Raw genomic sequence first — 20,882 nt, forward strand, 5'->3', positions numbered from 1 at the left:
TTACTCTCGCCAGAATGTCGGCGTGAACAGCACTAATAAGGTGAATACTTCCAGTCGGCCAAATAACATCGTCGATATCAGGATCCACTTTGCTTCATCATTCATAGAGGCAAAGTTGTCGGCAACCACACCCAGCCCGGGACCAAGATTGTTCAGGGTAGCTGCGACAGCGGCAAATGCAGAGAAGTTATCAACTCCGGTGGCGATGATTGCCAGCATACTGACAAGAAAAACTAACGCATAAGCGGAGAAGAATCCCCATACCGCTTCAAGTATCCGTTCCGGCAAAGCACGATTACCCAGCTTAATGGTATAAACCGCATTCGGGTGAACCAGGCGTTTTAATTCCCGCGATCCTTGTTTGCATAACAGCAAAATACGAATGACTTTCAGTCCACCGCCTGTCGAGCCTGCACAACCGCCGATAAATGCAGAACACAACAGCAGTATTGGCAGGAAAGAAGGCCAGTGGGAAATACTGTCAGTAGTAAATCCGGCGGTAGTCGCCATAGAGACTACCTGGAAAAAGGCCTGATTAAATGTCTGCCACAAACTATTGTAGGTGTGGTGTATCCAGAGAATCAGAGTCGCTATCAGCACCAAAGTAAATTGCACTCCGATAAATACTCTGAACTCAGGGTCTCGCCAGTAGCCGCGCAAACTACGGCCACTCAGTAAAGAAAAGTGCAGACCGTAGTTACAGCCTGATATCAGCAGGAAGATTGCAATGATGGTGTTAATGGTCGAACTGTGAAAATAGCCAATACTCGCATCATGGGTCGAAAAACCACCGATAGCGATGGTAGAAAAACTGTGGCCGATGGCATCAAACAGCGGCATTCCCGCCAGCCAGAGTGCCAGAGCACAAGCTACTGTCAGTAAGACATAAATGAGCCACAGTGTTTTTGCAGTTTCGGCAATTCTTGGCCGCATCTTATGATCTTTCAGTGGCCCGGGCATTTCGGCACGATACAGCTGCATCCCGCCGACGCCAAGAATAGGTAAGATAGCCACTGCCAGCACGATAATCCCCATGCCTCCCAGCCACTGTAGCATCTGCCGGTAAAATAAGATGGCCTTCGGCAGGGAGTCCAGACCCACCAGCGTTGTCGCTCCGGTCGTTGTCAGACCAGAAAACGACTCGAAAAATGCGTCGGTAATCGAAAGATGAGGTTGTTCGGCAAAAATAAACGGCATGGCCCCGACACTACCCAGTACCGTCCAGAACAATACAACGATAAGAAAGCCTTCGCGGGGTTTCAGCTCTCTCTTCTGCTTACGGTTCGGCCACCACAGTACTGAACCAATCAGCAATGCCATAATAAATGTCTGACTGAACGCCCTGCCGGCACCATCACGATAAATCAGGGCAACCAGGCCTGGTAAAATCATGGTGACCGAGAAAATAATAATTAATAAACCCACGATGCGGGTAATAGCACGAAAGTGCATTTGCCTGTCCTTAACTCGATAAAGGTGGTTGATTTACCCGCTGAAGCACTAATTTGCCCCGGCTGAAATCCGTGAGATGTTTTTCAAATTCATCGACCTGGCCGTAGGGTAACGCCAGCATCAGAGCAATATCTTGCTGATATTCACTACGGATGATTTTCCCCTGGTACAGTTCAAGCATTCGTTCAATCTCAGACAGCTGTCCGTAATCACAACATAAACTGAATTCCTGCATCGGGACTTTCGTCTGGCGAATAAGCGCGGCAAGCCCCATCCGTACTCCACCGCCATAGGCTTTTACCAGCCCTCCCGTGCCCAGCATAATACCACCGTAATAACGAACTACTACTGCAGTCACTTCACCCAGCCCGCTTCCCATTAGCTGGGCGAGCATAGGTTTTCCCGCCGTTCCGGAAGGCTCGCCATCATCCGAAAAACCTAACTGCTGTGAATCATCAGGGGCACCGGCTACCCATGCCCAGCAATGGTGTCGGGCATCCGGGTGCAGTTCTTTAATCTCCCGGACAAATAACCGGGCCGCTTCAGCTCCTTCGGTATGCGCCAGGTAAGTAATGAAGCGGCTTTTTTTAATCGTCTCTTCCGTGACACAGGAGTCAGACGACGGAATTTCATAAGCATTCATCAGGCTAACTGCAGGTCGCGGGTCATATTCTCAATACCATCATCACGGATAACAACATTATCTTCAATGCGGATACCCCCATACGGTTTCAGTTGATCAATACGCTGCCAGTTAAAGTGCTTACTGAAACTTCCCTGCCGCCAGGGGGATAGCAATGAATCAATAAAATAGATCCCGGGTTCTATGGTCATCACCATTCCGGGTGCCAGGGTGCGGGTACAACGCAGCCACGGATAGTGAGACGGAGGCGGCAGATGTGTTCCCTGATCATCCTGCATAAACCCGGCAACATCGTGTACCTGTAAACCCAACGGATGACCAACACCATGCGGCATAAAGACTGAGGTGATATTCTCACTGACCAAAGCCTCTTCGCTCAGTCCGGCCACCAGATCAAACTCACACAATAGGCTGGCAATTCTCTGATTCATCTGCAGATGATAGTCTGCATAATTGGTACCTGCCTGCAGTGTGCTGATCAAAGCCTGCTGATGTTCATCCATTCGGGCAACCAGAGCTGCGTAATCTGAATCCGCATCGCCGGCATAACTGCGGGTCAGGTCGGCGGCATAACCATTATATTCGGCACCAGCATCCAGCAGAAAACTACGGGAAACCTGAGGAGCCTGGAAATCCAGTTGAGTGTAATGAAGATATGAAGCGTGTTCGTTCAGTGCCACAATATTGCCATAAGGGACATCGGTATCACGCTGCCCTGTCGCCAGCAAATAGGCCGAATTAATCTGAAACTCACTCTGACCAGAGAAAAAAGCCTGGCGGGCAGCACGGTGACCAGCCACAGCAATTTTCTGCGCCTCCCGCATACAAAACAGCTCATAGTCGGTTTTAAAACTGCGGTAGTAATGAAGATAAACGATGACTGACTGAGGATTGATATGCGATTCGGTAATGCCTAATTGCCGGGCACGCTCACTCACCGGACCAATATAAGCTACCCGGGAACGGTCTGCGGGTAAAAGCCGGTCAATATGCGATTTGTCCCGCAATTCAGTGATCTCAAATTCATGGGTCCAGAAACTGTCCGGGACCTGTTCCGGTTTATGCCAGTAATCTACCGGCGAGTAAAACCACAGCCCGGGTTTATTTACCCCGTCAATCCATAGCCAGCAGTTAGGATTCTGAGTGACAGGCAGCCAGGCTTTAAATTGCGGGTTTACCTTAAAAGGATAGGGGTGATCGTCAAGGAATACATTCTGCAATTCTCCGGAATGGATAAGTAAGGCTTCCAGATTACCGGCTGCCAGAACCTGCTGAGCATACTGCTGCAATGTCATCAGATGCGTTTTATACAATTCATTCAGTGAATACATCCCAAGCCTCTTCGCCATTCGTATTTAGGATTATTTTAACACAGCTCTTATCCTGATGCCGTGCCTGCCAGTGGTGTGATCCTGATAACAAAAAAACTCAATCCATTTGCAAATAAACCACCAAAATTTCACACTAAATCATCTGGTACGACCAGATCCCTTTCGCAAGTGCAGGAGGCTGACATGCTCTATCAGGGCGATACCCTTACCCTAAGCTGGCTTGATGATGGCATCGCCATGCTGGAATTTAATGCCCGGGGTTCAGTCAATACCCTGGATACCGGAACTATCCTCAGTTTAAGTGCCGCGCTCGACACACTCGAAGCCCTGCCTGATCTCAGGGGCCTGGTTTTGGCTTCTGCAAAACCTGCGTTTATTGTTGGCGCAGATATTAATGAGTTTTTGTCTCTGTTTGCAGCCGCTGATCAACAGATTCACCAATGGCTGATATTCGCCAACCAGACATTTTGTCGCCTGGAAGACCTGCCAGTTCCTACCCTTTCAGCAATTAACGGTTACGCCCTTGGCGGTGGTTGTGAATGTGTACTGGCAACCGATTTTCGTCTGGTGGCTCCGGATGCCAGAATCGGTTTGCCGGAAACCCGGCTGGGAATTATCCCCGGGTTTGGTGGTACGGTGCGGCTTCCCAGACTCATCGGCGCTGACAGTGCTCTGGAAATCATCACTGCAGGTAAAGATGTTGATGCCCAAACTGCACTGCAACTAGGTCTTGCCGATGCTGTCGTCCCTGCAGATAAGCTGCGGACCGCAGCTATCACCATACTAAATGAAGTCAGTACGGATAATTACTGGCAGGCTCGTCGCCGTCAAAAACTGGCAGCATTGAAACTGAGCCCGGTCGAGGCAGCCATGAGTTTCACCACAGCCAAAGCGCTGGTCCGGCAAAAGGCGGGTCCCCACTACCCGGCTCCGGTTACGGCGGTCAAAACTATCGAGGCCGCTGCGGGTATGACCCGCGACGATGCATTAACCGCAGAAAGAGCTGCTTTTATCCCGCTGGCAAAATCGGAAACCGCACGAGCGTTAATTGGCATTTTTCTGAATGATCAGTATGTCAAAGGCCTGACCCGTAAAAAAGCAGCTCACGCGACTCCACCCACACAGGCAGCAGTGCTGGGTGCAGGGATTATGGGTGGCGGTATTGCCTGGCAATCTGCGCGACAAGGTATTCCGGTAAAAATGAAAGACCTTAATCAGCAGGCGCTGGATTCAGGAATCACCGAAGCCACCCGGTTATTAAGCGAACAACAGCAGCGCGGGAAAATTACCCCCCTGCAGTTTGCCGGTATTTTATCGGCGATTCATCCGACACTGGATTATGCCGGTTTTGATCAGGTGGATATTGTGGTTGAGGCCGTTACAGAGAATCCACAAATTAAGATAAAAGTGTTGGCAGAAACTGAGCAGCATCTTTCAGAAGATGCACTGCTGACCTCCAATACTTCAACGATTCCCATCAGCCTGTTGGCCCGTCAGCTAAGCCGGCCGCAGCAGTTTTGCGGTATGCATTTTTTTAATCCGGTACCCAAAATGCCACTGGTTGAAATTATCCGCGGTGAACAGACAGCTGAACCGACTATTGACAGAGTCATTGCCTGGGCTACTGCCCTCGGAAAAACGCCGATTGTCGTTAATGATTGTCCGGGATTTTTTGTAAACCGCGTGCTGTTCCCCTATTTCGCCGCCTTTAACCTGTTGCTGCTGGACGGTGCAGACTACAGGCATATTGATAAGGTGATGGAATCAGAGTTTGGCTGGCCGATGGGCCCTTCCTGGTTACTGGATGTCGTGGGAATTGACACAGCGTTCCATGCTCAGCAAGTAATGGCGAAAGGTTATCCGGAAAGAATGCAAATTCCTGATAAGGATGTCATTAGTGCACTGTTTCATGCCGGACGCTACGGACAAAAAAATCGCCAGGGATTCTGGTTATGGGAAACAGACCGCAAAGGCAAGATGAAAAAGAGTGCCGATCCGCAAGTTAACCAATTACTGGCAGAGGTCTGTGCCCCTTCACGCCTGTTTACTGATGAAGAAATACTGCAACGGATGATGATTCCGATGATCAATGAAGTTGTGAGATGTCTGGAAGAGAACATCATCGCCTCTCCGGAAGAAGCTGATATGGCGCTGGTTTATGGTCTCGGGTTCCCGGCGTTTCGCGGCGGTGTTTTCCGTTATCTGGACAGTCAGGGCTCAGATAAATTCCTGCAACAGTCCTTACAGTTTACCGAATTATCACCACTGTATCAGGCTCCGGCATTACTAACAGAAAAAGGTCGTCAGCAGCAAAGCTGGTATGCCCCTCCGGCGCCGATAGCAGGCCCCCTGAATTCTGACCAAGGGAGAGCGTAAATGGAAAACGTTGTGATTGTAGAAGCGTTGCGAACCCCGATGGGCCGTTCAAAAGGTGGAGCTTTCCGCCATTTACGGGCAGAAGATCTCTCCGCGCACGTTATGCAGCAAATTCTGTTGCGCCATCCGGCACTGGAACCGGCATCGCTGAGTGATATTGTCTGGGGATGTGTACAGCAAACCCTTGAGCAAGGGTTCAACATTGCACGTAATGCGGCGCTGCTGGCCGAAATCCCGGTAAAGGTACCAGCCACTACCGTCAACCGGTTATGTGGCTCATCTATGCAGGCACTGCATGATGCCAGTCGGGCAATTATGGTCGGTGACGCCGACAGCTGCCTGATTGGTGGTGTTGAGCATATGGGGCACGTGCCAATGTCCCACGGGGTCGATTTTCATCCGCAACTCAGTAAAACAGTAGCAAAAGCGGCCGGTATGATGGGACTGACCGCAGAGATGCTGGCCCGGATGCACGGTATCAGCCGTGAACAGCAGGACAGTTTTGCACTTCGTTCTCACCAACGGGCATGGCAGGCAACCGTTAGCGGACAATTTCTGCGGGAAATTACCCCTATCTATGCCCATGATGCAGAAGGAGTACTGTTCAGAATGAGTTGTGATGAAGTTATCCGTCATGACACCAGTATGGAAAGCCTGGCAGCCCTGCCACCTGCCTTTGATCCCGTCAGTGGCAGCGTTACTGCCGGAAACTCTTCGGCACTTTCTGACGGTGCATCAGGCATGCTGATAATGAGTGAAAGCCGTGCCCGCAGCCTTGGGTTGCCTATGCTGGCACGGGTACGCAGCATGGCGGTTACCGGTTGCGATCCGTCACTGATGGGTTATGGCCCTGTTCCGGCAACACGTCTGGCATTGCAGCGTGCCGGACTGAGCATTGCCGATATCGGGCTGTTTGAGCTTAACGAAGCTTTTGCCGCACAGACACTGCCGTGTATTAATGACCTGGGTCTGGCGGAACAACTGGATGAGAAGGTGAATCTGCGGGGAGGTGCGATTGCGTTGGGACATCCGCTCGGGTGCTCAGGTAGCCGAATCTGCACCACACTGATTCATCAGATGCAGGAGCATGATGTGGAATTTGGTGTCGCCAGCATGTGTATCGGTCTCGGTCAGGGGATAACCACGGTTTTTGAGCGGGTATAAAATGCAACAGGCGTGACGCTAAAAAGCCGCCACGCCTGTTCTCATATCAGACTGAAAGCATCAGATAAAGGCGAATGCATCACCATAGATCTGGCTGCTGACAGCTTCTCTTTCTGCGCAGAAACGATCGCGCGCCACTTTAGCCATTTCGAAACGGCCGGCAATATAGATATCGTAGTTTTTCAGAGAAGGATAATCCTGAATAACTGCCGGTAAGACTGTCCCGGTCCGACCCTGCCAGCTGTCGTCAGGCTGTTCAACCACCGGAACCACTTTCAGATTAGGATGGCGTACGGCCAGGGCATTCAGCTCTTCCAGATCATAGATATGCTGAGGTTCACGTCCGCCCCAGTAAATAGCGATTTCACGTTCTGGATTCTCTGACAGAGCAGTCAACAGAATAGAACGCGCGTATGAGAACCCAGTACCACCAGCGACCAGGATAATCGGCCGATCACTGTCATCCCGTAATCCGGCATTACCGTGTGGCATATCAACAGTAATTTTCCGCTGTTCACGAATGCGGTCCATGACAGCCATTGCATACAGGTTATGATCAGAAGCCCCGATATGCAGCTCGATAATATCTTTTTCCATTGGCGTTGATGCCAGTGAGAACGGACGCTTGTCGTTCTCCTCCATTACGACCATCAGATACTGGCCGGCACGGAAGTTATAGTCGGCTTCAGGAACTAACCGGACCCGATAGACAGTGTCGGTAATAGTTTCTACAGAAATTACTTTACAGCTTAATCTTGTCATGCATTCCCTCTGTCGGGTCATCAGCTAAATTGGGTGGTTGTCGGTTAACGTTTGGGCTGAGGTTCGAAAATCGCCAGCTCATCCCAGATTTCATCAATTCTTGCCGTTACACGGGGATCTTTAACGATTGGACGTCCCCATTCACGATCCGTTTCTCCCGGCCATTTATTCGTGGCATCCATACCCATTTTTGATCCCAGCCCGGACACCGGTGAAGCAAAATCCAGATAGTCGATAGGTGTATTTTCAACAATCACCGTATCTCTGGCCGGGTCCATCCGGGTGGTAATCGCCCAGATGACATCATTCCAGTCACGGGCATTGACATCATCATCGCAGACAATGACAAACTTAGTGTACATAAATTGTCGCAGGAACGACCATACCCCAAACATAACGCGTTTCGCATGTCCGGCATATTGTTTCTTCATCGTTACTACCGCAAGCCGGTAAGAACATCCTTCTGGCGGCAGATAAAAATCGACGATTTCAGGAAACTGCTTAATCAGAATCGGGACCAGCACCTCATTCAGAGCCACCCCGAGAGCTGCAGGCTCATCTGGCGGACGGCCGGTGTAGGTTGAATGATAAATGGCCTGCTGCCGTTTAGTGATATGAGTTACCGTAAATACCGGGAAGTTATCCACTTCATTATAATAACCGGTATGATCCCCGTAAGGTCCTTCGGGAGCCATATCACCCTGTTCAATATAGCCTTCGAGGATAATTTCAGCACTGGCCGGTACTTCCAGATCATTCGACAGCGATTTTACAACCTCTGTTTTAGTGCCCCTGAGCAATCCGGCAAAGGCATACTCCGATAAAGTGTCGGGGATGGGGGTGACCGCCGCAAGAATAGTCGCCGGATCCGCACCTAAAGCCACGGATACAGGGAAGCGCTCCCCCGGATGGGCTTTACACCATTCCTGAAAATCAAGTGCACCACCACGATGTGACAGCCAGCGCATAATTAGCCGGTTCCTGCCAATCACCTGCATACGATAGATGCCAAGGTTTTGCCGTTCTTTATGAGGTCCGCGGGTGACCGTCAGGCCCCAGGTAATCAGCGGGGCGGCATCTTCCGGCCAGCAGGTCATCACAGGAATCGATGACAAATCAACCTCATCACCCTGTAATACTATCTCCTGGCAGGGAGCATTACTGCGGCGTTTGGTTGGCATATTCAGTACTTGTTTAAAACGCGGCATCTGCTCAAACAGGTCACGGAAACCTTTTGGCGGGCTGGGCTCTTTAAGGAATGCCAGTAATTCGCCTACATCCCGTAACGCACTGACATCTTCCTGCCCCATCCCCATCGCTACCCGTTTGGCCGTACCGAACAGATTACAAAGCACCGGCATGTCATAGCCTTTAGGATTTTCAAACAACAGGGCTGGCCCACCGGCCCGTAGCGTCCGGTCTGCGATCTCAGTCATTTCTAACGCAGGATCAACAGGATAACTAATTCTTTTTAACTCGCCACGTTGCTCAAGTTGTTGCAGAAAGTCTCTTAAGTCCTGATATTTCATGAGGTTTTTACTTTGTTGCCGGAGATAATCTGGTCATTATAGGGATGTTCGCATCAGGATGCTGCAGTTTATTAACCCGCTGTGCGGGTAAGCGGAAAATTATCCGCTCTCTGCGCCGGATAATTTTTTACGGCAAGTGACAAAGTTAAGTTCGGGGGTAAAATAATCACCGTCCCGCTGATAGCAAGGGTTACACCACAGATTTGCCTGACTGAATGGCCTATAACTCTGTTATCGGTTTTGCTATTCTTGGCTGCCTGCTATTTGGAGCTGTTATGGAATCGTGGTATTTACTTTTTTGCAAACGTGGTCAGCTGTTAAGAGCACAGGAACATCTGGAACGTCAGGGCGTTGCCTGTATGAGCCCGATGATCGAGGTAGACAAAACAGTTCGCGGAAAACTCAGTAAAGTGAGTGAGCCGTTGTTTCCCAATTATTTGTTTATCCGCTTCTCTCCTGAAGTTATTCACACCACAACTATTGGCGCTACCCGTGGCGTCAGCCATTTTGTCCGGTTTGGTGCGCTACCTGCGACAGTCCCTGAAGACGTGATTGAGAGTATCGCCAGCCACGATTATCAGGCTCTGCTGACAGAAGAGTTGCCCCGGCAGGGAGATGAAGTCGAGATTATCGCCGGGACATTTGAGGGCTTACGGGCGATTTTTGCCGAACCTGAAGGTGAAACCCGCTCAATATTGCTACTGAATCTGCTGAACAAGCAGGTTGTCCGTAGTATCAGCAATCAGCAATTCCGGAAAATCTGATTAGCTCAGATGGAATAACTGCCGCGCATTATGTTCCGTCTGCCGGGCCAGTTGCTCTGCTTCTTCATTTCGCCAGCCAGCAACCTGCTGCACTATGTGTGGCAGGAAACAAGGTTCATTGCGGCGTGAAGGTGGCCGGGGATGCATATCTCTCGGAATAAGATAAGGTGCATCAGTTTCCAGCAGCAAACGATCCCCCGGGATTAACGTCAGTAACTCTCTTAATCCTAACCCTCTGCGTTCGTCACATACCCAACCGGTAATTCCCACAGACATGCCAGCAGCCAGACACTCTTCCAGCTCCTGCCGGTTACCGGTGAAGCAATGCACAATCGCTGCTGGTATTTTATCAAGCCAGGGGGATAACACGGCCATAAAACGCTGATGGGCCTCACGGCAATGCAGGAAAACCGGTAACTGCAACTCAGCGGCTAACGCCAGTTGCGCATCGAAAGCGTATTCCTGTTGATTATGGTCGGAGAGATTACGGTTGAAGTCGAGCCCGCATTCACCAATAGCAACGACTTCGGGTTGGCTGGCCAGGCGACGCAGAGTTCCTGCTGTTTCCTGTGACCATTCACTGGCATGGTGGGGATGAACGCCGGCAGTAGACCAGCAGTATCCGGGATGTTGTTTCGCCAGCGATAATGCCTGCTGGCTTTCCAGCGCATTAGTTCCGGTGATAAGCATTCCGGATACCCCTGCAGCCCGCGCCCGGGCAACCACCTGCTTACGATCCTTAGCAAACTGCGTACTGGTCAGGTTGACACCAATATCAAACATAATTTTTCCCAAAAAGCTCAACCACCCTGACGGGTGGTTTTAGTTAACCCTTCACGTAGTGACGGGACCTGAGTTGGGATCTCAGGACTCTGTATCCTGATCCTGATCCTGGTTCTTATCCCAACGTCCTTTTCCTACATAGTAACGTGAGAAGAATACGCCGACTTCAAACAGGCAGTACATCGGAATAGCGAGCAAAGTTTGGGAAAAAACGTCCGGCGGGGTTAATAACATTCCCACCACAAATGCGCCTACCAGCATATAAGGACGTTTCTTTTTCAGATCTTCCGGTGAAGTAATCCCAGTCCAGCACAGTAAAACAATTGCCACCGGAACCTCAAATGCCACCCCAAACGCGAGGAACAGCGCCATAACAAAATCGAGGTAATTACTGATATCGGTGGCAATCTGCACTCCATGCGGCACTGTTTTGGCAAAAAAGCCAAACGCCAGCGGGAACACCACAAAATAGGCAAAACAGACGCCGATGTAGAACAGTAGTGAGCTGGAGAACAGTAACGGCATGATAAGCTTACGCTCATGCCGGTAGAGCGCAGGAGCAACAAATGCCCACAGCTGGTAAAGAATTACCGGTACAGCCAGAAAAATCGAGACAATGATGGTGAGTTTAATCGGTGTAAAAAATGGTGATGCAACATCCGTAGCAATCATGCTGGCGCCGGTAGGCATCTGACGAATCAGCGGTGCAGCGACCAGTTGATAGATGTCATTGGAAAAATACACCAGACAGAGGAATATCACCAGCACCGAGACAATGCAATAAAGCAAGCGCTTACGTAGCTCAATCAGATGGCTGATCAGCGGTTGAGTATCTTGTACTTCCATGGTTATCGTTCTTCGCTTACCGATGAGGCAGGTTTGGTATCGGGCACAGAATCCGATTTAACACTGCTGGCTGTCTGATGTTCTGCTGTCACTGTCGTTTCCGCAGAAGAGTGTGTCGGGTGCTGAGGCACTTCGGCCGCAGCCCCTGTCTGAACCGGAGCTGGCGGATTTACCGGTTCCGGGACCACAGTTGTTGCAGGCTGATGAATGGTATGCGATTCAGCGGGAGTCCCGGCGTTTGCCTTATCATCCGCACCTTCCAGGTCTGTAGCATCCCGGTAAGTGCGCTTCATCGATTCGGCAGTTTTACGCAGTTCGTCCATCGACTCTTTAAGCTCTGGCGAGAGAGTCCCTTTACCGGCCTCTTCCACTTTCTTCAGGCTATCCTGTAGCTCCTGCAGTTTTAACTCCTGAGCCAGTTCATTCTGTACATTGGCTGCCAGAGAACGCATAGCACGGATCCAACCGACGACAGTTTTCACTGCCACAGGTAACCGTTGAGGTCCGAGAACAATCAGGCCAATCACGAATATCAGTACGAGCTCACTAAAACCTATATCGAACACGGGTTATACCTGATCGTTGTCTTTACGGGATTCTTCTTTCTTAGAAGACGTCGGTAATTCGTCGGAGAGTGGTTTTGCGGGGAAATCCGCATCATTGCTCTTCTTATTATCTTCATCGCTCATGGCTTTTTTGAAGCCTTTGATAGAAGAACCTAAATCTGAGCCCAGACCACGCAGTTTTTTGGTACCAAACAACAGCACCAGAATGACTACAATGATAAGTAACTTCCAGATACTAATGCCGCCCATTTCTTAACCTCTGAGATCTATGATCCAATAAAACACAGCGTGTAAAAACACCTCATTTCCCTGACAGTAGCGCGTTTGGGATAAGGCTGACAATCAGTTTGTCTTACGCCAGCCAATGACCCATGTTAACACACCAGCAACAATCAGTACTGCTGAAGTTATATCCCACAGCGGCCTGCCGATGGCAATCGCTGTACCACTCAGCATAAATACTGCGCCAATCCCTAACAAATAACGAGCCTGGCTGTGCCGGACGCGCTGAGCATTCATTTCACTGGCCAGCTTATCAACACTGTGTTTCAGTAATTTATGCTGACGCATTCCGTCATAAAATAGCTCAGGCAGCTCAGGTAACTTTTCGGCCCAGGAAGGTGCTTTTGATTTTACTGCCCGCCAGATAGCAGGCAAGCCAACCTGATCTTTAATCCAGTCTTCAAGGAAAGGTTTTGCGGTTTTCCACAGGTCCAGTTGCGGATAAAGCTGACGACCTATTCCTTCAACATACAACAATGTTTTCTGCAACAGAACCAGTTGTGGCTGAACTTCCATATTAAACCGGCGCGCAGTATTAAACAGGTTCAGCAACACATGGCCAAACGAGATTTCGGCCAGCGGTTTTTCAAAAATAGGCTCGCATACCGTACGGATAGAAAATTCAAAGTCTTCAACATTGGTATCCGGAGGAACCCAGCCGGAATCGACATGCAATTCAGCAACCCGCCGATAATCACGGTTAAAGAAGGCAATAAAGTTTTCCGCCAGATAGCGTTTATCGTCTTTGTTCAGGGAGCCCACAATCCCGCAGTCAATACCGATATATTGTGGATCTTCCGGGTGCTCATAACTGACAAAGATATTACCGGGATGCATATCCGCATGGAAAAAGCTGTCACGAAACACCTGGGTGAAAAATACCTGCACACCGCGTTCAGCCAGCAGTTGCATATTCACGCCATGTGCTTTCAGGGTGGCAGTGTCGGAAATCGGAATGCCGTAGATCCGTTCCATAACCAGCATAGTTTCGCTGCAATAGTCCGAATATATCAACGGGACATACAGCATTTTATTGTTTTCGAAATTACGTCGTAACTGAATGGCATTCGCGGCTTCCCGCAATAAATTCAGCTCATCTATCAACGTTTTTTCATAGTCTCTGACCACTTCGACCGGTCGTAACCTTCTGCCATCAGGTAGTAATCGCGGAACCCAACGCGCCAGCCGGTAAATCAGCCGCATATCCGCTTTGATTACCGGGCGAATATCCGGACGAATGACCTTAATAACAATATGCTGGCCATTCTCTTTCAGGGTCGCCGTGTGGACCTGAGCAATCGAGGCCGATGCCAGTGGAGTGATCTCGAAATCGTCAAACCATTGTTCCACGGGGCCGCCGAGGGACTTTTCAATTTGTGCTTTAGCCCTGACACCGTCGAAAGGAGGAACCTTATCCTGTAACGCCGACAGTTGATCTGCAATCTCCGGCGGGAATAAATCTCGTCGGGTTGACAGCATCTGACCAAACTTAATCCAGACCGGACCAAGTTGTTCCAGTGCCATCCGCAAACGCACACCTAATTCTTCCTGCGGGTAACGGTTAGGGATCCAGAAGATGCATCGCCGCCAGAAACGGACCAGCAAAGTCAGGCGGGTCTTCGGGATCAGTTCATCCAGGCCATGAGACAAGAAAATACGAATAATGAAATAGAGTCGCCGAATTTCTCCAACAGTCATTTCTTCTCCCATTGCGCCAGCCGCGCATCCAGCGCTGCCAGCTGTTTGTCCAGAGCTGTAGTTTCTTCACAAAACCACGCAACCTCAAGTGCACCAGGTGCTGCGCGCCACTCTTCGGTCAGTATTTCTCCCAGTTGCCGCTGTCTGCTGCCAATTTCCTGCCGGACAAAGGAAAACAATCGTTGTCCTGCCCGACTGATTCCCTGGGCCGCAATATCGCCAACAAACGGTGCCAGATACTCAGCCGGGTCCAGTTCTGCCAGGTCCATCAGTGCCGAGAACTGCTGAATAACCTGCAAATCCCCCTGCACATCCAGTTTCCCCTGGCGAATCAGTGAAGTCAGGTTCTGACGGTCCCGCAACTCTGGCAGCACCGCTAAGGCCAGCGAGACAGTACAATCGCTACTGTCCTGCCAGTCACCCACAACATCCAGTTGCTGCTCACTGAAAACCAGCACCAGTGGCCGGGAAAATTCACTGAATTTCAGTGTCAGAACTTTACCTTTCAGTCGCTGACGCGCCGGTTTCAGCCCCCGGTCCTGATAGAGAACGCGGTTAAGTACATTCTCAATCGCCGCCGTCAGCAGTGGCATCGCCGTCATCGCTGTGGACATCAGAATTTATATCCGCGATGGAGGGCAACAATGCCTCCGGTCAGGTTGTAGTACGATGTATTTTCGAACCCGACATCGTTCATCATCCCTTTCAGCGTTTCCTGGTCCGGGTGCATACGGATAGATTCCGCCAGATAACGATAGCTTTCAGCATCACCCGCAACAATCTGACCAATCCGCGGCAGAATATGGAAAGAATAAGCATCGTAGGCTTTACTGAGCGGCTCAAGCAGCGGTTTGGAAAATTCAAGGACCAGCAGGCGACCGCCTGGTTTCAGTACCCGGAACATTGACGCCAGAGCTTTCTCTTTCTCGGTGACATTTCTCAGACCAAAAGAGATAGTAATGCAGTCAAAATAGTTATCAGGGAATGGCAGGGCTTCAGCGTTTGCCTGGACATAGCTGACATTACCGGAAATACCGCGGTTGCGCAGCTTTTCACGACCCATCTTAAGCATAGAGCTGTTGATATCGGCCAGCACGACCTGACCTGTTTCACCCACCAGACGGGAGAATTTTGCCGTCAAATCACCGGTACCTCCGGCCAGGTCAAGTACCCGTTGACCGCGACGGACACCACTGCAATCAATGGTAAAACGCTTCCAGATGCGATGGATGCCCATCGACATTAAATCGTTCATCAGGTCATATTTTGCTGCCACGGAATGGAAAACATCGGCGACTTTTTCAGCCTTTTCATTTTTTGCTACGGTCTGAAAACCAAAATGAGTTGTTTCCTGAGTTTCCTGAGATTCATCTGCCATCGGTATTACCTGCTATGTAATCAATTCTGTCTGAAGTGTACCAGACTCCCGGAGGCCAGGCACGTTACCGCGCCACTATTCAGCATTTCCCCGGGGGTTTTCGCTATTGTCCCACGGATTCCCGGGAGCGACCAGAGAGCTTTCGTTTTCGCTTTCAAAATCCGTCAGTTCTGAATCAAAAGAGAGTGCCTTTTCACTGATTTTTGGATCAATCGGTCGGCGGACTTCAACGCCCAACTGGCGAAACGCTTCCGTGCGGGCAATCAGATTACCGCGGCCTTCGGTCAGTTTTTTCATCGACTGCTGATAACTGTCCCGCGCTTTATCCAGATGGCTTCCCATTGTCTGCATATCATCGACAAATAATCGCATCTTGTCATACAGGCGCCCTGCCTTATCAGCAATTTGCTGGGCATTCTGGCTTTGATGTTCATAACGCCACAGATTACTGATAGTCCGCAATGCCACCAGCAGGGTCGTCGGGCTGACCAGCATAATATTTTGCTGTAAAGCCTCATTTATCAGTTCGGGCTCTCTGTCGAGTGCCAGCAAAAAGGCCGGTTCTATCGGAATAAACATCAGCACGTAATCGAGAGAACGTACTCCGGGCAACTGCTGGTAATCTTTCCGGCTGAGTAAACGAAGATGGCTGCGTACCGCGGCAATATGCTCCCGGGCTGCCTGTTCACGCAACAGGTCCTCTTCTGCATTAAAATAACGTTCATAAGCAACCAACGTCATTTTCGCGTCAATAACCACATCTTTCTTTTGCGGCAAATGTACAATTACATCCGGCTGATAACGCCCGTCATTGCGCTGAATACTTACCTGGGTCTCATATTCATAACCTTCACGTAACCCCGAGGCTTCCAGCACCCGGCTAAGGATCACTTCTCCCCAGTTGCCCTGGGTTTTATTATCTCCTTTCAGAGCGCGGGTGAGGTTAACGGCTTCACGGGCCATTTGGCTATTCAGTTTTTGTAACTGACGGATTTCATGTGTAAGCGTATGCCGCTCACGGGCTTCACTGCTGAAACTTTCATTGATTTGCCGGCGAAAACCTTCCAGCTGTTCCCGTAACGGCGTCAGTATCCCGTTCATGCTCTGACGGTTTTGCTCGTCAAAACGCCGCCCGCTGTTTTCAAAGATCCGTCCGGCGAGATTTTCAAATTGTGCTGCCAGCCGCTGTTCACTGTTAATCAGCAGCCGCTGTTTCTCTTCAGCAGCCAGGCGGGTTTCTTCTAACCGGGTGGTCACTTCACGTAATTCTGATTCCTGAACACGATGGATATCACCCTGATGGCGCAGTTCCTGGTTCAGTTGCTCCGTCTGTTCACGCCAGTAGGCCAGTTGTTGCAGTTTCTCTTGCTGTGCCGCCAGTTCGGCATGCAACTGGCGCAGTTCATTCTCTTTTTGGCGCGCGCTCTGCAACCCGGTATCGAGTTCCTGTTGCAGTCGTTCAATCGTCGCCTGCCCCGCCTGTTGCTCTGCCTGGTAACGTGCCAGTTGATGACCGGCACGCAGTGCCGATATCAGCCATCCCACAACAGCACCGCCCAGTAACAGGCATCCTGAAATAATGAATTGCGTGTCCACCCGCTTCTCCGCTTAACACTTTGTCAAAGGAAAGGTAGAGTGGCACTGTATAGATGTCCAGATATTTTTACTGCAGAGGATTTTCCGGCAGAGGTAACGACTGAACTCTTCCGCCGGAATATAAGAGGCGTTATAACAATGCTTTGGCTGCCTCAACCACAATTTTCACAGCCTGGCTTTCGGTCTGTTTCATGGTTGCGCTGTCCGGAATCTCTTTCTGGGTACGATTAACAATCACTCCCGCTATCATACCCGCCCGTAATCCCTGGCTGGCACACATCGTCAACAAAGTCGCTGACTCCATTTCATAATTCAGCACCCCCATCGACTGCCACTCTTCCATAGAGCCTCTGAATGCTTTGACCACCCTGCCGGAAAACGTGTCATAACGTTCCTGGCCCGGATAAAACGTATCTGAGGAAGCAGTTATCCCTATATGAGTGGTAGCTCCTGCCCGACGGGCTGCGTCTGCCAGAGCAGTGGTGCAGGTAAAATCAGCGACAGCCGGAAATTCAAGCGGCGCAAAATGCAGACTGGCTCCGTCCAGCCGCACCGACGCAGTCGTCACCAGCACATCGCCCACATTAATGTGTGGCTGTATCGCCCCGGTCGTTCCAACCCTTAAAAATGTCCTCACTCCCAGTTGAGCTAACTCTTCTACCGCAATAGAGGTGGAAGGCCCGCCAATCCCGGTGGAACAGACAATGACTGGTTTACCCTCAATAAATGCAATACAGCTGCTAAACTCACGATGAGATGCCAGCTGGCGCGGATTATCCATCAGCTCCGCAATTTTTTTCACCCGCTCCGGGTCACCGGGTACAATCGCCAGTGTGGCACCCTGAAGATCGGCTTTAACCAGTCCAAGATGGAAAACGTCGGATTGCGACATAAGTACCTCAATCAGTAGCTAGTGAATAATGATTTGATTGTACGTTAAGCACCGGTTTTTTATGTGACAAAAATCAACATTAAAATGTGACATTACATACCACGGCAGCAAAATATAGATGTAGATCGCAAATCTTTCGGCAAAGCCGATTTTTTCCCGATCACCGGGGCAATACTGAACCACATTTTGTAAACAGCCAGGAGTATGCGCAGGCAGCGGGATAAGATCTTTTAGTAAGTCGGCGTTCTGTTCGGGAATTAACAACTTTACGGGAGTCCTTAATGAATAGTTCAATCGGCAATCATGGCAACACCGGAGAGGCAGTTCACTGCACAGAAACAACGCTCCCGAGCCGTGGTGATTTATTACCGGCTTTTCTGGCGAAACCCTCACATTCTGCGGCTGCCCCGTTTCCTGTTATCCTGGTGATACACGAAATTTTTGGTATCAACGATTATATCCGCGATATCTGCCGCCGTCTGGCTGCTGCCGGTTATCTGGCGATCGCTCCTGATCTTTTCTTCCGTCATGGCGATCCCGCCAGTTTCAGCTCCCCGCAACAACTCAAAAGTGAACTGGTCGGCAAAGTCGCTGACCGTGAAGTGTTGGCCGATCTTGACCATGCAGCTAACTGGGCTGCGACCCATGGAGGTGATCTGCGACGACTGGGCCTGACCGGTTTCTGTTGGGGAGGGCGAATTGCCTGGTTGTACGCAGCCCATAATCCGCAATTACAGGCTGCTGTAGCCTGGTATGGCCACCTGCATCCGCAAATTACTCTGCGTCAGCCGGTCACTCCGGTTGATGCTGCTGCCAGCCTGACAGCCCCTGTTCTTGGCCTGTATGGCGCACTGGACCCGATGATTACCGCAGACAACGTCGCACTGATGCAACAGGCATTACGAGCAGCCAATTCTGACTCTGAAATTATTACGTACCCTGATGCAGGGCACGCTTTTCATGCTGATTATCGGCCAAATTATCACGCAGAGTCAGCACAGGATGGCTGGCAGCGTATGCTGGAATGGTTCAGCCGCCACGGGGTGATTCCCGACACCCCAAAGCCTTAGCATAGTTCTGCCTGTTCTGTCCTGTTGCGGTGAAAATTCAGACGGACTCCGAAGGCACAAAAAATTATCCGGGATAAAATCAGGCTTTACTGAGCACAGACCCGGCCCCTGTGATACAGCAGCCAGGGGCTGTTAGTTTCGGTCATGGACAGGAAAAGCCTTATGAAAAAAACGCTCTCTGTGAGTCTTGTAGTCATCTCTCTCACCCTTAGCGGGTGTAGTTCGATAAACAATTTCTTCGGTGGCATGTTCTCCGGAAGTGATAACACTCCGGTTCGTGGCGATGAGAAAGTCCTGCAGGCCCATGTTGAACAGTGTGATACCGCTAAGGTCGCCGATGATTGTATTGCTGCAGGGTCGATGTATGAACTGCGCGGCGGTGACAACTATGGTCTGGCCATGGATTTTTATCAAAAAGGCCTGGCCCTGCATTCACCCGATGCTTATCAGGCAATAGGCCACCTGTTTGAGAATGGCTACGGTGTGACACAAAATTACACTGAGGCTCGCAAATGGTATCAGCAAGGGGCAGATGCCGGAGATGGTAATGCGATGCTGTATCTGTCGAACATGTACCGCTACGGTTATGGAGTCAGCAAAGACCGACGCAAAGCACTTGAATATGCACGGATGGGATGCAAAAAAGGTAATATTCTGGCCTGTGCCGCACAAAAACAGCTGCTGAAACCCGCAGCAAAAAAATAAAATTTACTCCCGTTCGCCAGTATGAAAGCCGGAGTAAATGCGGCACATTCCTGAGTCATTGCTGTTCCGGAAGCCCCTGAATGGCTTCCGGGGGCTGGTAATAGATTAACAGACAGTTTTAAGCATCGTCCTGCTGAGGTATAGTCCGCTTTTTTCCGGAGAATTCATGCTGACCAATTCATCGACCCGCCTGAACAAATACATTAGTGAAAGCGGTATTTGCTCCCGCCGTGATGCTGATCGCTATATCGAACAAGGCAACGTGTTTATTAATGGCAAACGTGCTGCCGTCGGTGATCAGGTGTATGCCGGTGATGTGGTAAAGGTCAATGGCCAGCTGATTGAGCCAAGGAATGAAGAAGACTTAGTACTTATTGCCCTGAATAAACCAGTTGGAATTATCAGTACCACCGAAGACAGCGAAAAAGACAATATTGTTGATTTCGTCAATCACAGCAAACGTGTGTTCCCGATTGGTCGTCTGGATAAAGACTCACAGGGACTGATTTTTCTGACCAATCATGGTGATCTGGTCAATAAGATCCTGCGGGCCGGGAATGACCACGAAAAAGAGTACGTGGTTACGGTAAATAAACCGATCACCGATGAGTTCATCCAGGGAATGTCTGCCGGAGTACCCATGCTGGGTACAGTGACGAAAAAGTGCAAGGTAAAGAAAGAAGCACCGATGGTGTTTCGCATTACTCTGGTACAGGGGCTAAACCGTCAAATTCGACGTATGTGTCAGCACTTTGGATTTGAAGTCACAAAACTCGAACGGGTTCGTATCATGAATGTCAGCCTGAAAGGGTTACCTCCTGGCGAATGGCGTGATTTTACCGACGATGAGTTGATCGAATTATTCCGGCTACTGGAAAACTCTACATCACTGGACCCGGCCGAGAAAAAAAATAAACCTAAAACCGCAGCGAAGAAAAGCCCGTCAGCAAACAGACCGGCAGATAAACCAGCTACGCCGCCGCCGGCACGTAAGCGCTTTAACCAGCCAGGCAGAAAGAAAAAGGGACGCTGATCGTCCTGTTCT

The 20,882-nt window shown here is 50.2% G+C and carries 20 protein-coding genes; 6 read left to right on the forward strand and 14 right to left on the reverse strand.

What is annotated here, in order from left to right; all coding sequences use genetic code 11:
* Genes trkH through pepQ form a run of 3 tightly spaced genes read right to left on the reverse strand, consistent with a single transcriptional unit; the run spans nt 1 to nt 3,426 of the window.
* Nucleotides 1-1,452: a Trk system potassium transporter TrkH gene (trkH, locus tag A7K98_RS18655; protein ID WP_087489894.1), complete on the reverse strand. Its 1,452-nt coding sequence runs from the start codon at nt 1,450-1,452 to the stop codon at nt 1-3.
* A gap of 10 nt (nt 1,453-1,462) precedes the next feature.
* Nucleotides 1,463-2,095 carry an IMPACT family protein gene (locus A7K98_RS18660; protein WP_087489895.1) on the reverse strand — a complete coding sequence of 211 codons (633 nt, stop codon included), beginning with the start codon at nt 2,093-2,095 and terminating at the stop codon, nt 1,463-1,465.
* Nucleotides 2,095-3,426: a Xaa-Pro dipeptidase gene (pepQ, locus tag A7K98_RS18665; protein ID WP_087489896.1), complete on the reverse strand. Its 1,332-nt coding sequence runs from the start codon at nt 3,424-3,426 to the stop codon at nt 2,095-2,097. The genes A7K98_RS18660 and pepQ overlap by 1 nt, the downstream gene beginning before the upstream one ends.
* Nucleotides 3,427-3,609: 183 nt before the next feature.
* On the opposite strand from pepQ, the gene fadB reads away from it, so the two are divergent.
* Nucleotides 3,610-5,802: a fatty acid oxidation complex subunit alpha FadB gene (gene fadB / locus A7K98_RS18670; protein WP_087489897.1), complete on the forward strand. Its 2,193-nt coding sequence runs from the start codon at nt 3,610-3,612 to the stop codon at nt 5,800-5,802.
* The gene (gene fadA, locus A7K98_RS18675) at nt 5,803-6,966 is read left to right on the forward strand and encodes an acetyl-CoA C-acyltransferase FadA (protein ID WP_087489898.1); all 1,164 of its coding nucleotides are present in this window, start codon (nt 5,803-5,805) and stop codon (nt 6,964-6,966) included. It abuts the gene before it with no gap.
* Nucleotides 6,967-7,026: 60 nt separating this feature from the next.
* Here the strand turns inward: fadA and fre are convergent, their stop codons facing one another.
* Both fre and ubiD read right to left on the reverse strand, forming a co-directional pair.
* Nucleotides 7,027-7,728 carry an NAD(P)H-flavin reductase gene (fre, locus tag A7K98_RS18680; RefSeq protein ID WP_087489899.1) on the reverse strand — a complete coding sequence of 234 codons (702 nt, stop codon included), beginning with the start codon at nt 7,726-7,728 and terminating at the stop codon, nt 7,027-7,029.
* A 44-nt stretch (nt 7,729-7,772) separates the two neighbouring features.
* On the reverse strand, nt 7,773-9,257 hold the full coding sequence (ubiD, locus tag A7K98_RS18685; protein ID WP_087489900.1) for a 4-hydroxy-3-polyprenylbenzoate decarboxylase: 1,485 nt from the start codon (nt 9,255-9,257) through the stop codon (nt 7,773-7,775).
* Between the two features lie 275 nt (nt 9,258-9,532).
* Between ubiD and rfaH the strand changes: the two genes are divergently transcribed.
* Nucleotides 9,533-10,021, forward strand: coding sequence for a transcription/translation regulatory transformer protein RfaH (rfaH, locus tag A7K98_RS18690; RefSeq protein ID WP_087490587.1), 489 nt, complete (start codon nt 9,533-9,535; stop codon nt 10,019-10,021).
* On the opposite strand, the gene tatD is transcribed toward rfaH, so the two are convergent.
* The 9 genes from tatD to udp form a co-directional block, all read right to left on the reverse strand.
* Nucleotides 10,022-10,804, reverse strand: coding sequence for a 3'-5' ssDNA/RNA exonuclease TatD (tatD, locus tag A7K98_RS18695; protein WP_087489901.1), 783 nt, complete (start codon nt 10,802-10,804; stop codon nt 10,022-10,024).
* A gap of 81 nt (nt 10,805-10,885) precedes the next feature.
* Nucleotides 10,886-11,650 carry a Sec-independent protein translocase subunit TatC gene (gene tatC, locus A7K98_RS18700; RefSeq protein ID WP_087489902.1) on the reverse strand — a complete coding sequence of 255 codons (765 nt, stop codon included), beginning with the start codon at nt 11,648-11,650 and terminating at the stop codon, nt 10,886-10,888.
* Nucleotides 11,651-11,652: 2 nt separating this feature from the next.
* Nucleotides 11,653-12,216 (reverse strand): Sec-independent protein translocase protein TatB, encoded by a 564-nt coding sequence (gene tatB / locus A7K98_RS18705; RefSeq protein ID WP_087489903.1) that lies wholly within the window; start codon nt 12,214-12,216, stop codon nt 11,653-11,655.
* A 3-nt stretch (nt 12,217-12,219) separates the two neighbouring features.
* Entirely contained in the window at nt 12,220-12,465 is a 246-nt protein-coding gene (gene tatA / locus A7K98_RS18710; RefSeq protein WP_087489904.1) for a twin-arginine translocase TatA/TatE family subunit, read from the reverse strand.
* 93 nt (nt 12,466-12,558) lie between these two features.
* Nucleotides 12,559-14,196 (reverse strand): ubiquinone biosynthesis regulatory protein kinase UbiB, encoded by a 1,638-nt coding sequence (gene ubiB / locus A7K98_RS18715; RefSeq protein ID WP_087490588.1) that lies wholly within the window; start codon nt 14,194-14,196, stop codon nt 12,559-12,561.
* Nucleotides 14,193-14,798, reverse strand: a complete 606-nt coding sequence (gene ubiJ, locus A7K98_RS18720) for a ubiquinone biosynthesis protein UbiJ (protein ID WP_087490589.1) — start codon at nt 14,796-14,798, stop codon at nt 14,193-14,195. The genes ubiB and ubiJ overlap by 4 nt, the downstream gene beginning before the upstream one ends.
* A gap of 11 nt (nt 14,799-14,809) precedes the next feature.
* Nucleotides 14,810-15,574 carry a bifunctional demethylmenaquinone methyltransferase/2-methoxy-6-polyprenyl-1,4-benzoquinol methylase UbiE gene (ubiE, locus tag A7K98_RS18725; protein WP_087489905.1) on the reverse strand — a complete coding sequence of 255 codons (765 nt, stop codon included), beginning with the start codon at nt 15,572-15,574 and terminating at the stop codon, nt 14,810-14,812.
* A gap of 75 nt (nt 15,575-15,649) precedes the next feature.
* On the reverse strand, nt 15,650-17,170 hold the full coding sequence (rmuC, locus tag A7K98_RS18730; protein ID WP_087489906.1) for a DNA recombination protein RmuC: 1,521 nt from the start codon (nt 17,168-17,170) through the stop codon (nt 15,650-15,652).
* 130 nt (nt 17,171-17,300) lie between these two features.
* Nucleotides 17,301-18,062: a uridine phosphorylase gene (udp, locus tag A7K98_RS18735; protein ID WP_087489907.1), complete on the reverse strand. Its 762-nt coding sequence runs from the start codon at nt 18,060-18,062 to the stop codon at nt 17,301-17,303.
* A gap of 281 nt (nt 18,063-18,343) precedes the next feature.
* On the opposite strand from udp, the gene A7K98_RS18740 reads away from it, so the two are divergent.
* The 3 genes from A7K98_RS18740 to rluF all read left to right on the forward strand — a co-directional run bounded on the left by A7K98_RS18740 (nt 18,344) and on the right by rluF (nt 20,870).
* Entirely contained in the window at nt 18,344-19,132 is a 789-nt protein-coding gene (locus tag A7K98_RS18740; protein WP_087489908.1) for a dienelactone hydrolase family protein, read from the forward strand.
* Nucleotides 19,133-19,294: 162 nt separating this feature from the next.
* Nucleotides 19,295-19,837 carry a tetratricopeptide repeat protein gene (locus tag A7K98_RS18745; RefSeq protein ID WP_169715420.1) on the forward strand — a complete coding sequence of 181 codons (543 nt, stop codon included), beginning with the start codon at nt 19,295-19,297 and terminating at the stop codon, nt 19,835-19,837.
* A 166-nt stretch (nt 19,838-20,003) separates the two neighbouring features.
* The gene (gene rluF / locus A7K98_RS18750; RefSeq protein ID WP_087489910.1) at nt 20,004-20,870 is read left to right on the forward strand and encodes a 23S rRNA pseudouridine(2604) synthase RluF; all 867 of its coding nucleotides are present in this window, start codon (nt 20,004-20,006) and stop codon (nt 20,868-20,870) included.
* Nucleotides 20,871-20,882 lie beyond the last annotated feature (12 nt).

It is taken from the genome of Tatumella citrea (assembly GCF_002163585.1).
GTDB classification, from domain to species: domain Bacteria; phylum Pseudomonadota; class Gammaproteobacteria; order Enterobacterales; family Enterobacteriaceae; genus Tatumella; species Tatumella citrea.